This is a genomic window from uncultured Bacteroides sp., assembly GCF_937912035.1.
Taxonomy (GTDB): Bacteria; Bacteroidota; Bacteroidia; order Bacteroidales; family Bacteroidaceae; genus Phocaeicola.
In genome coordinates, this window is the sequence record NZ_CALDPF010000020.1 from 38097 (window position 1) to 49036 (window position 10940).

Genomic DNA, 10940 nt, shown 5'->3' on the forward strand with positions numbered 1-10940 from the left:
TCTTAATAAGGACAGTCTACTACCAGTTCGTTATCTTTCACGTACACAGCATCACAGAGAGCTATGAACCTTTCTCTACATTCGCTATCAGGAAGATTGCTAGGCTTATCAACGCCACCACATACAGCAGCCGTATTCTTAAACCAACCATTTAAAGCTCTGTGCCATTTCTTATAACCCTCACCATCGGTATTCTCTTTGTAGTTCTCACCCTCGATACGCTTTCTAGTTCTATCTATAGCCTCACGCACATCTACTTCTGTGTATTCTTTAACTGATACAGCCTCAACCGGTGCCTTTTCTGTAGTCTTTTCTTCCCGCTTTGGTTGTGGATCTGCTGGGATTTCTACTTGCTGCGAATTTGCAGCTATTAAATTTCTCCGTTCGGGTGCATCGATCTGTCGACTGCTGAATAGCGATGATAATATACCGCTTAGCTCTGTTGTCATGCCGATATTAACCGACACGTTAATTTGAATTGGTTGCATACTTTTAAATATTTAATCGTTTTTAGATGATTCTGTTATCTTCTAACAGTTTATTGATATCGTGTACATTGAAGAATAATTTGCCTGATACTTTAGACGGAATTAATAGGGCCTTATACTTTAGGCTATCAATAAAATTTCTTGAACACCCCATATATGCCATTGCTTCATCCATATTAAGCCACACTTTATTAACCGGCTCAACCTTTCCTATTTTTAATTTCTTTGTTCTCATAATATTTAATCGTTTAGAATTTCTTGAAATAGTTTATCGTTTTTAGCGAATCGTGTAAATAGCTTGTAGAAGATGTAACCGGTTATCAAACCGATTGCTTTAGTAGCTAACAGAATAGAATGTGAATCACTCTCACAGAATAGGAGGATTAATGAAACCATAAATAATAATCCAAGTGTACCATACTTCAATGCTCTCATAGTAGTATTATTTTAAACGTGTTATGTGCATACCTTTAGGAACACGTTCACAATTGAACACATATCCCTCTTTTTTCAAATTGCAGATTGCAGAATGAATGTTATTCGCTTCAATGTCCTTAAACCATATATAGCCACTTTGGAACTTTTCCATTCTTCTCAATGTGATTGTGGCTGAAGGAATTCTTTCAATTTTTATTGCTTTTTCCATCGCTTTTATTTATGTTTGTTCTCCTTTGTTTTACTTGCCATATAATTGCGTTATAATGGTGCGCCAATTATTGATAATGCAAATATACCCCAAACGGGTTAATTGGCAAATAAAAAGAAAAGATTTTTATACTCAATTGGGTTATTTATAACGGTTCTAAATTACATAGGAATGAAAAGGCTTGTATTACAAAGACTTGCATTGATTCAGTCTACTTATGGATTGAATGATAGTGCTTTTGCTAATAAAATAGGAATATCTCAAACTACATTCTCTAACATTATTAATAGAGATAGTGATATTAAACATAGTGTTTTGGAAAAGATTGTCAACTCATTTGGGGATATTTCTCCAGAATGGCTATTAACAGGTAATGGAGATATGTTCAAGACTGAAATATCAAAGATACACAAACCTAAATCAGCAGAAAAGATATATGAAGAACAGACTATTAACCTATACAATGTAGATGCAGCAGCTAACCTAAAAACTTTATTCGACCAAAAAAATCAAAATATAATAGGTAGAGTCGTTGTTCCTGATATGCCAAAATGTGATGGAGCTGTAAATGTCAAAGGAGACTCTATGTATCCATTACTTAAATCTGGTGATATCGTTGCATACAAAGAAGTCAATGTAGATATGAGGAATATCTTTTTTGGTGAGATGTATCTAGTTTCAATTGATTTAGATGGTGAGGAATACCTTTCAGTGAAATATGTTCAAAAGTCAGATTTAGGAGATGATTGGATTAAACTTGTCAGCCACAATACCAACCACCAACCGAAAGACTTTCCTGTAAGCTCAATTAAAGCAATGGGATTAATTAAGTTTACTATTAGGTTTAATACGATGAAGTAACTAGCAGATTTTTAACGACAAAATATTGATACTATGGATTTTAAAGACTACTGTAAACAATTAGCTGATAGAGTTCAAAATCTCAAGGAGCAAATATTAACAGAAGAGGCGACCAAAAATGCGTTTATTATGCCGTTTATCCAAATGTTAGGATATGATGTATTTAATCCTCTAGAAGTCATTCCAGAGATGGATTGTGATTTGGTAAGAAAGAAAGGAGAGAAGATTGATTACGCTATAATGAAAGATGGCGAACCTATAATGTTAATTGAATGTAAGCATTGGAAACAAGATTTAAACCTTCATGATAATCAATTACAAAAATACTTTGTAGCTTCAAAAGCAAAGTTTGGAGTTTTAACTAATGGCATAACATATAGATTTTACACAGACTTATCACAACAAAATTTAATGGATGATACTCCTTTTTTAGAAATTAATTTGGAGAATCTAAAAGATAATCAAGTTGAGGAACTCAAGAAATTTCATAAATCTTATTTTAATTTAGAAACTATATTAAGTACGGCTAATGAATTAAAATATATGTCTGCTCTAAAAGCTGAAATTAAAACCGAGTTCAACTCCCCATCCCCTGAATTAGTAAAAGTTTTATCTAAAAGAGTTTATGATGGAGTAATGACACAGAAAGTTCTTGAGCAATTTACGGAACACGTTAAGCGTGCTCTTTCAAATTATGTAAATGAAGTTATATCTGAACGCTTGAACGTTGCAATAAAAAGTACAGAGCAGACATCCACATCAGAAACAGTAGAAGAATGCAATGAAATAGTAGAGCCTGTTAGTAAGATTATTACTACTGAAGAAGAACTTGAAGCATTCTATATTATTAAATCCATCCTACGCAATACTATCAATTCTGATCGTATTACTTATCGGGATGCGCAAAGCTATTTTGCAGTCTTTATTGATGATAACAACAGAAAGCCTGTATGTAGACTTTATTTTAATAAGACTAGTAATAGCATAGGTATATTTGATGCTGATAAAAATGAGAGTAAATTCAAGATTGAGAACTTAGATGAGATATATAATTACCAGTCGGAACTAATTAATTCAATCCAAAAGTATCTATAAGCTTGACGCATATTTGACTCAATAAAGATTTCTCGTTTTAAATATACTAAATATCAATGCCCGCTTTACTAGTGGGCATTTGTTATATAATATCATCGGAAGGTAGCCAATCCCCTTTTAGATAATCTATCAATCTTCTATTAGCTCTATCAATCCTATGTTGATCATATTCTATGTAAATATCTGTAATACTATTTGATGAATGCCCAAGTCCTGCTGCTATAACATCTTTGCTTATTCCAATAGATGAAGCTAGAGTTGCCCATGTATGGCGCGCCCAATAGGTTGTAAGAAAATCCATCATAGGTTCCTTTGCTCCTATCTTCTTCATCTTCTTAAGGTGTAGATTCATTTTAGATGTGTATGAGTTGATAATATTATTATCTTGAACTCTTAAAAGATAGTTAACCCCTTTATATTTGTTAATCAAATCCAATGCCTCAGGCTCAACCTTTATAAGATAATTGGCTCCGGTTTTTCTCCTCTTATAACTAATATACCCCCCTTTCATATCACTATGCTTTAAATTGAAAAGGTCCACAGTATTTATACCCCTTAAATAAAAGATTAGAAAAAAGTAATCCCTATATTCTTGATCCTTTTCTGAAATATCAGCAGTGAAGAAATCTCGTAATAACTCTATACCTATATTTCTCTTTCTAGTTCTTTCCTTTTTAATTTTCAACACCCTAAACGGATAATTTTGCGTTAATCCTTTATTTATGGCACTATTAAATGCTGTCTTAAACGCAGCTATATATCTTGCAATAGTATTTATTGATACCCTATTTTTGAGAAATATTATAAAATCTTCAATCCAAATAGAGTTGATATTGTCTAATGTTGCTGTTGAATCAAATTCTTCAACGTATAACATCATAGCTGTATAAATTCTCTTACTGCTATCACTGTTTTTAGTAGGCATATAAGCCTTTAAATAATCAACAATATAATATGATCCCCTTTTAATGTTGAATAATTCAGATGTGATTATCTCTTTTAACCGAGCATCTGACATCGTTTTGAGAGAGCCGTTTAGTTCAAGCGATGTAATAACTCTATCAACTGTGCTAACAATATTTCTTAATCTTGAGTTTTTAGTTTTGTAGTTCTCTTCTCTCTTTCCTAACTCTCCATTTATCCAATTATCCTCTCTGCAATTAATATTAGTTGAGATATAAAATCTCTTCTTATGATTGATATAAACTTTTACAGGAAATGATCCGTCATTCTTAGCTCTTCTGTTATCGAGCCATAAACTTATATTTGCCATAATAAACGATTAAAATTTGCAACAGATTTGCAACAAATATAAGTAAAATAAGGGAAAATAGATTGCGATAAAGTAAATTTTATAATCGATATTACCATGATAATTTATTATTATTCTAAGCTAAAAGCCTATTTATCAGCATATTACAATATACATATAACATCTATAGTAAAGTTTGTATCTGTTTCGCACTGCGGAATAGATGTATTATATAAAGTATTGATTATTACAATATTAATAGCATTAATATTTTATTTGCAACAGATTTGCAACAAATACATTAAGTTTTAGATGCTGCTAATAGAAAAGTAATTGATCATATATTACAAAAATAACCACTCTTCCCAGAGTGGTTATTAAGAAAAAATTAGAGTTTTGCCCATGACTTTTTCAAATCGCTAAGGTTTAAATTAAAATACGTATGTTTTTTAAAAGAATATCTAAGCAAAAGTATAAATTATAGATTTTTTTGGCAAGAAAATTTTTATGAAAAAAGGGAAGCTCCCAATAACGGAAGCTCCCCAGGTGTAATCAATCACAAAAATTAAACATTATCTGATATAAACAGAACTTATTCTATTTGCAATATCTTGAATGGCATCATTAAAGATCTTCTTTTCTCTTTCATTAAAGGTATATACTTTTCCACGTACTTTATTACCATTGATTCTTTGATATAACCAAGCTCTGCTTTTCCCAAAATACTTTTTAGCGATATACGATAATGAAACTAATTGAGATATATCCTCTAATTGTTCCTTCATAGATATTTTTTCATTGATTGATGAAATATCTTTTTGTATAGAGAGAATGCCTTCAGTGAAAAAAGCTGATGAAACTTTTTTCTCTTCATCTGTTAATTGAAGTTCTGATAGTTCCTTCATTAAAACATCAAGTTTTTCACGTTCTTCAGGAATAATACTACCCATTAACGGCTTGATTTCATTTAAGATTACCTCTAATTTTCTCATGATATTTAATTTTAAAGGTTGCCCCTTTCGGGGCTCCCTATTTTAATTTCTTTAGTAATTTGTTTAAATCGTCCAACATCATATTTATCTGTCTTTCTCTTTCTTCTTCACTTATTCCAAGAATATTGGCGATTTTAAGATAATCAGTTATTTTCTGTTTTACCTTTTTAATTTCTTTTTCTAATTCTTCATCCATCTTTAATTTAATGATTAATATTCGTTTTTGATTACACTACAAATATACATAATCATCTGATTATGCACAAATATTTGATGTATTTTTTTTAGAAAAAACATAACAAGAGGATGCTCTACAACATCCTCTATAGGTTAAGTGGGGAAATAATATGAATAAAGTTTCTAAAGAATAATTTTTAAATTGTCTAAATAAGAGTATAATAAGAAGAAATATCGTTATTTTCTTGCCTATTTATATAAAATACACGATTTTTGAATCGTTATTTACTAAACATATGCGCTGCACCTCAGAATCTTCCTTTGTTGTCTGCTGCCGCATTCAAGAAATTTCCGGGTATTCCTACTACCCGGTTTTTTTATCCTATGTAGGAAGTAGGATAAATCTTTACTAACGTAAAGAAAGGAGGTGTAGTGGCATATGGAAATAGTAAATAACCTCAAAACCGATGAAGGGAAGAAAGAAGTTTTTTTGTAAATTTATTATAAAAAAACTGGAAAAGAATATATCCTAAAAAGGCTAAATTCTTTCATTTTTTCCTTTAATTAGTTTTATGCAGCAATTATGTAGGATAGTTGCTGCATTTTTACAAAATGCTACTATTAATTATTAGCACAAAGATACACTAACCTTGTGTGATATCCTCTATAATTCTAAATGTTCTCATCAATTTCACTTTTTATGTTCTTCCAAATCAAATAGATACCAATTAAAATAGCTAATCCAATTCCTAAGTATTTCCCTAAGTTATCAAACATACCTTTGGTAACAGATTCTTCTTTCACATCTTCTTTGCTCACGACATTTATGTCGGTAGCAAAATTAATATCAGTGCTATCCTTTTTGGTTTCGTTTACTCCTGTGTGCTTGGTTTCATCTGCTTTATCTTTGATAACCGATTCAATGATTTTCTTCTTCTCGGTAACTTGGGATGGAGTCTGCTTATCTGTGTCATATATAGTAATCGTTTCAGATTCTTCTATACGTGTATAGTTTTCCGTTTCTGTGCGTTTCGTTGTTTTAGTGCTGTCAGTATTACTTTCAGTATGAACGCTCGTAATATTGCTAGAAGATTGCTCGTAACTTGATACATCACGAACAACTTCTTTTGTCTTGCAACTACACATCAAGAGGATTAATAATAAAAGACTTACAATAAATGATTTCATAACGTCAAAACTTGATTACGGTTATTATCTTCATTGTAGCTTACGTGGATCCATTGTGGGATTCCATCCTTATCTGGTTTCTCATTTATAAGTTGGTCGAACTCCAAATTATCACGGATATACTCAAACAGCCAGAGATTATCTTTTTTATCAGCACTTTGTATATCGGCTGCCTTACCTTCCATGTGCTGGCTATTCTTTGCTCCACCAAGTATCTTATTCAGAGATAAACTTCTAAATCCACTATTCACATATATAGGTTTTCTGTATGCACTCCTCAAAGGATCTAGAACATTATCTATCAGCTTCTCCATGTTCATCTTCTGTCTCAAGTTCGGCTCATTCTTGATACCTTTATTTAGAGCTACATCACTGCGACATAGCTCGCCTATTGTAAAAAACATTCCCATAATCAATCATTATTATGTTTTTCACATTCTGAACAGTGCGCTTTCTCATATTCTTTGATAACAGGACAATCCTCTATCTTTACTGGAAACTTACAACGATAGCCTTGATATACTGCGCTTGTCAACTGAAATACAGAGTTCTCCGTTTTATTTAATCTCTTTTCGATTTTATCAAATCTAATGATTAATTCAGATATGTATTTCTTGTTTGATTCTTTGTACTCTTCAAACTCTTTTACTTTATCATCATACCTTTCACTAGCTTCGTCATACATCCTATGCGCTTCATTCAACATTTCCTGCATGTTGTGTATGTCGATAGTCTGTTTATTCGATTTGGCGTGATACAGGCTGATAAAGCCTGTAACACCACCAATAGTAGTTATCGCACTTATTATTATTTCAATCAATGTCATATTATAAACTATTATAGCATAACTCCTAACTCATCTAATTTTTTAAGTTCCCAACCATTATCTTTTATCATCTTTGTTAAGCTAGTATCATCCAACTTCTCAATTAAGATGTTTACCTCTTTTCCAAGCTCTTCTGTCTTTGCGTTTTCAACCTTTTGGATATAGTCAAGAATTCTTTTTATAGCTTCATTCTCTTCTTCAGTAACCTTGTAAGAATTATCTACGTTTAACTTTGTTATCACTTCCATTCTTACTTTATCATCTGCTTCAATACCATCGTATCTAAACTTATCATGTACATCTTTTGAAAATGCTTCGTACTCCTCTACTAAAGGGCGCATCGCTTTTCTAGCCTTTACTATCTTTAATACTTCACTATCCTCTAGATTAGATACCTTTGCTTCACCTAAAACATTGTAAGCGTTTAATACTTCTATTAATTTCATAATCGTATATTTTATTCAAAAATTATTTCGTTGTCGTTTGCGTCTATTTGTATGCCATTTACTTTCATTTGTGGCAGGGATATTATACCTATTATTTCAATTCCTGTTTCTCTTTCTATAGAGTTTATAATGTTGTCAATATCAGTTAGTATAAATTGTGAGAATGGTCTGCCATTGATTACTGGGAACGTATCACAGATATAAGAAGTGCTAAGCTCTCCTCCAGCTCCAACTATCTTTCCATTGAAAGGTCTACCTCTCTTTAGATCATATTTTCTTCTGTGACTTTCGGATATGAGGGCTATTGAAGCCCCCGTATCTATTAGAAAGTTTGCAGACTTACCATTTACCACTCCTTCAATGATTAGTCTTTTATCTGATTTGCTTTTTATTCTTTTCATTATGTTCCTCTTGTTATATTAATACTCATACTATAGCCCATAGGGTTTGAACTCCATGTATTACCGCCATCTGTAGAATAGAAAAACATTACATATATAATTTTACCATATGCTTTTATAAGATTTGCAAAATTTAATCCGACAGTTTGAACTCCTGAACCACCTTCAACTAAAGTGTATCCATTAGCCATATTTTGCCTTGTAGTAGTGTCTATTGGTGTTCCAACAGCTGTTTGGTTATTGTTATATCCTTCTCCTACGGTTTGAACTTTAAACATTACATGCTTACTATTAGCAGGCAAATTATTAGTATTAAAGCCAGCACCAATTATATACATTGGAACTTCCTTTTTATCTATATCAAATTTGATGTATAAATTAGAATATCCATTCATAGATACTTGATTTGAAGATGCTGTACTTGAAGCCCTCCAAGGTGATATACTTTCACTTGGTGAATACGCACAATATCCATTAGAAATATTTCTGTTAAACAATGTAAAGAAAGATATTTGTCTATAATAACCAGTCATACTTCTTGGTGGCATCATTCCTGTTTGTGGTTGATATTGTCCACTTTCATATTTTTGCATCCCCATCAGTACGTCAATTTTTTTATTATTAAACATACTCACGTCAACATCTATATACAATTCACTTCCTGCTGAGCTTAATGGAGTTTCACTTTTATACTTATAATTCCAATTTTCTAATCCGTAAAAAGGTATTTGGGAATTATATTCATATATTTCAGCAACAAAATAATAACTATAAAATTTTTTAAAGAACTCTCCCAATGTAGGAAAGTCACCCAAAGCTAAGTTGCTATACATAACTAACCTTATTTTATTAGTTTCAAAAAGATTTACTGATGTAGTATAATTTTGCACATCCATATAGAATGGTGTTTGCGCCGCTGGATTATATCCCTTGAAATCTCCCATTCTACAAGGCTTCCCTTCTTGTACTTTTTCATATACCCAATCAGGATAAGCAGCAGCCCCCATTGAATGGTTTATGTATAACTTATTAAGATTCAGTCCATCACTTGCTTGAGCTATTGGGGGTTTCATCCCCCAAGTTAGCCCTATTGAATGGTCTGTATCAAATGACATATCAGATACTATATCACTTGAAACTGGTTTTACCCTACTCCATTTATTTATTTTATCACTTCGACATAAAGTTGTTATGGTATTACTACTTTCACCTAATATTTGCTTTATATCATCAATAGTGACAGGTGCCACTATTATTCCTCCGTTACCTATCATGCTTTTGTATTTTGTTTTCTAATTCTATAATTCGATTATTTAACTCTATTATTTGAGCTTCAAGGATTGCCGTAATCTGTGCATAATTAAGACTTAGATACTCTCCTTCTCCTATTAATTCAGGATATAACTCTTTTACTTCTTGAGCGATAAAACCGATATCCTTTCTACCATCCTTCATGAAAGTACAAGGTTGGATATATCCTCTATTTTTCAAAGGTTCTACATTTGTCTTTAATCTCCTATCCGAATAACAAGTAATATTACCGCTCGCTACGATATCTCCTGTAACAGTCATATTTCCTGTGATATTACCACTACCATCAAAACTTTGTCCCCAAATAGTTCTTGCGGTTTGCAATTTGGTAGCAGTGGCTGCGTTACCTGTTATATCACCTGCTAAAGTTGGTTTAGTTATAGCACTATCTGTATTTACATATAAGATATGAAACTGTGTACCATCATATTGCAATTCCACAATATCACCAGCACCCCATGTAGTAGTAGTAGTTACAGCCCCATTATAATAAATAGTCTTAGCTCCTCTGCCATTTACATTTAAAGTTGCAGATGCAACGCTTGCATAAGTAAATTTAACAATAACTTTAGAACCTGCTTCTAATACATAATTAGCTAATGTTACATCTTTTTGCACAGTGGCTTGGGCGGTAGTACAAGTACCTACGATTATCTGAGTAGCTTTAGACGCTGTCGCTGCATTACCAGTGATATTAGAGGAAGCAGTAATAAAGGCTGCACCATTTGTTAGCTGATTTGTATTATTTGGTATAGCTACCGTTACGGCGGCTGAGCCATCAAAAGAAGCTGTCGAATAACCACTAAAGGTTAGTGCTTTATTAACTTTAGTTGCAGTCGCTGCATTTCCAGTTATACTCCCAGCTGAAGTTATATATCCAGCACCATTAGTTAGTTGGTTAGTGTTATTAGGTATTGCAACAGACACAGCAGTAGAACCATCAAAAGAAGCTGTCGAATAGCCTGTGAAAGTTAATGCTTTATTAACTTTATCAGCAGATGTTGCAGCACCACCCGCAGATGATGAGCCAGCATAGCTATGGGTATGGCTATTTGGTGCTGCTCCCACTTCACTATAAGTATATGTAGGTTTAGTAGCAGCTTTTGCCCATGCTGAAACATCAGAAGCAGGTTGAGCTTCTCCTTTACAAGCAATTCTTTTCCATGCTTGCCAAGTTCCATTATTTTTACCTCTAACAAATAAATTACCATTACGATAATCTTGAGCTATTTGGGCAACCCAAGAAGCACTATATGC

15 protein-coding genes are annotated in these 10940 nt (G+C 32.4%); 2 read left to right on the top strand and 13 right to left on the bottom strand.

The features are described from left to right. Window positions 1–2 precede the first annotated feature (2 nt). The 3 genes from Q0486_RS03190 to Q0486_RS03200 form a co-directional block, all read right to left on the bottom strand. On the bottom strand, window positions 3–251 hold the full coding sequence (locus Q0486_RS03190; RefSeq protein WP_299230263.1) for a hypothetical protein: 249 nt from the start codon (window positions 249–251) through the stop codon (window positions 3–5). Between the two features lie 259 nt (window positions 252–510). Beyond that, the gene (locus Q0486_RS03195) at window positions 511–723 is read right to left on the bottom strand and encodes a DNA-binding protein (protein ID WP_299230264.1); all 213 of its coding nucleotides are present in this window, start codon (window positions 721–723) and stop codon (window positions 511–513) included. Window positions 724–930: 207 nt separating this feature from the next. Continuing rightward, the gene (locus Q0486_RS03200; protein WP_299230265.1) at window positions 931–1134 is read right to left on the bottom strand and encodes a hypothetical protein; all 204 of its coding nucleotides are present in this window, start codon (window positions 1132–1134) and stop codon (window positions 931–933) included. 171 nt (window positions 1135–1305) lie between these two features. Between Q0486_RS03200 and Q0486_RS03205 the strand changes: the two genes are divergently transcribed. Then, a complete protein-coding gene (locus Q0486_RS03205) occupies window positions 1306–1995 on the top strand; it encodes a S24 family peptidase (RefSeq protein ID WP_299230266.1) in 690 nt (229 codons plus the stop codon). 33 nt (window positions 1996–2028) lie between these two features. Then, on the top strand, window positions 2029–3090 hold the full coding sequence (locus Q0486_RS03210) for a type I restriction endonuclease (RefSeq protein WP_299230267.1): 1062 nt from the start codon (window positions 2029–2031) through the stop codon (window positions 3088–3090). A gap of 82 nt (window positions 3091–3172) precedes the next feature. On the opposite strand, the gene Q0486_RS03215 is transcribed toward Q0486_RS03210, so the two are convergent. The 10 genes from Q0486_RS03215 to Q0486_RS03260 all read right to left on the bottom strand — a co-directional run. Then, on the bottom strand, window positions 3173–4363 hold the full coding sequence (locus tag Q0486_RS03215) for a phage integrase SAM-like domain-containing protein (RefSeq protein WP_299230268.1): 1191 nt from the start codon (window positions 4361–4363) through the stop codon (window positions 3173–3175). Between the two features lie 551 nt (window positions 4364–4914). Continuing rightward, window positions 4915–5334, bottom strand: a complete 420-nt coding sequence (locus tag Q0486_RS03220; RefSeq protein WP_299230269.1) for a DUF5053 domain-containing protein — start codon at window positions 5332–5334, stop codon at window positions 4915–4917. 37 nt (window positions 5335–5371) lie between these two features. Beyond that, on the bottom strand, window positions 5372–5530 hold the full coding sequence (locus Q0486_RS03225; RefSeq protein ID WP_299230270.1) for a hypothetical protein: 159 nt from the start codon (window positions 5528–5530) through the stop codon (window positions 5372–5374). A 653-nt stretch (window positions 5531–6183) separates the two neighbouring features. Then, a complete protein-coding gene (locus Q0486_RS03230; RefSeq protein WP_299230271.1) occupies window positions 6184–6699 on the bottom strand; it encodes a hypothetical protein in 516 nt (171 codons plus the stop codon). After that, on the bottom strand, window positions 6696–7109 hold the full coding sequence (locus tag Q0486_RS03235) for a D-Ala-D-Ala carboxypeptidase family metallohydrolase (RefSeq protein WP_299230272.1): 414 nt from the start codon (window positions 7107–7109) through the stop codon (window positions 6696–6698). Before Q0486_RS03235 ends, Q0486_RS03230 begins: the two co-directional genes overlap by 4 nt. Window positions 7110–7111: 2 nt before the next feature. Next, a complete protein-coding gene (locus Q0486_RS03240; RefSeq protein ID WP_299230273.1) occupies window positions 7112–7525 on the bottom strand; it encodes a hypothetical protein in 414 nt (137 codons plus the stop codon). Window positions 7526–7536: 11 nt separating this feature from the next. Next, window positions 7537–7971 carry a hypothetical protein gene (locus tag Q0486_RS03245; protein WP_299230274.1) on the bottom strand — a complete coding sequence of 145 codons (435 nt, stop codon included), beginning with the start codon at window positions 7969–7971 and terminating at the stop codon, window positions 7537–7539. A gap of 11 nt (window positions 7972–7982) precedes the next feature. Continuing rightward, a complete protein-coding gene (locus Q0486_RS03250) occupies window positions 7983–8372 on the bottom strand; it encodes a retropepsin-like aspartic protease (protein ID WP_299230275.1) in 390 nt (129 codons plus the stop codon). Continuing rightward, window positions 8372–9646 carry a hypothetical protein gene (locus Q0486_RS03255; protein WP_299230276.1) on the bottom strand — a complete coding sequence of 425 codons (1275 nt, stop codon included), beginning with the start codon at window positions 9644–9646 and terminating at the stop codon, window positions 8372–8374. The genes Q0486_RS03250 and Q0486_RS03255 overlap by 1 nt, the downstream gene beginning before the upstream one ends. Then, the coding region (locus Q0486_RS03260; RefSeq protein WP_299230277.1) for a pyocin knob domain-containing S74 family peptidase at window positions 9636–10940 on the bottom strand (1305 nt) is incomplete at its 5' end. The genes Q0486_RS03260 and Q0486_RS03255, both read right to left, overlap by 11 nt.

Coding starts and splice junctions, on each gene's coding strand:
- Q0486_RS03200 (WP_299230265.1), bottom strand. CDS start 1,134: ATGGAAAAAGCAATAAAAATTGAAAGAATTCCTTCAGCCACAATCACA.
- Q0486_RS03205 (WP_299230266.1), top strand. CDS start 1,306: ATGAAAAGGCTTGTATTACAAAGACTTGCATTGATTCAGTCTACTTAT.
- Q0486_RS03230 (WP_299230271.1), bottom strand. CDS start 6,699: ATGAAATCATTTATTGTAAGTCTTTTATTATTAATCCTCTTGATGTGT.
- Q0486_RS03250 (WP_299230275.1), bottom strand. CDS start 8,372: ATGAAAAGAATAAAAAGCAAATCAGATAAAAGACTAATCATTGAAGGA.
- Q0486_RS03220 (WP_299230269.1), bottom strand. CDS start 5,334: ATGAGAAAATTAGAGGTAATCTTAAATGAAATCAAGCCGTTAATGGGT.
- Q0486_RS03240 (WP_299230273.1), bottom strand. CDS start 7,525: ATGACATTGATTGAAATAATAATAAGTGCGATAACTACTATTGGTGGT.
- Q0486_RS03255 (WP_299230276.1), bottom strand. CDS start 9,646: ATGATAGGTAACGGAGGAATAATAGTGGCACCTGTCACTATTGATGAT.
- Q0486_RS03245 (WP_299230274.1), bottom strand. CDS start 7,971: ATGAAATTAATAGAAGTATTAAACGCTTACAATGTTTTAGGTGAAGCA.
- Q0486_RS03225 (WP_299230270.1), bottom strand. CDS start 5,530: ATGGATGAAGAATTAGAAAAAGAAATTAAAAAGGTAAAACAGAAAATA.
- Q0486_RS03235 (WP_299230272.1), bottom strand. CDS start 7,109: ATGGGAATGTTTTTTACAATAGGCGAGCTATGTCGCAGTGATGTAGCT.
- Q0486_RS03210 (WP_299230267.1), top strand. CDS start 2,029: ATGGATTTTAAAGACTACTGTAAACAATTAGCTGATAGAGTTCAAAAT.
- Q0486_RS03195 (WP_299230264.1), bottom strand. CDS start 723: ATGAGAACAAAGAAATTAAAAATAGGAAAGGTTGAGCCGGTTAATAAA.
- Q0486_RS03215 (WP_299230268.1), bottom strand. CDS start 4,363: ATGGCAAATATAAGTTTATGGCTCGATAACAGAAGAGCTAAGAATGAC.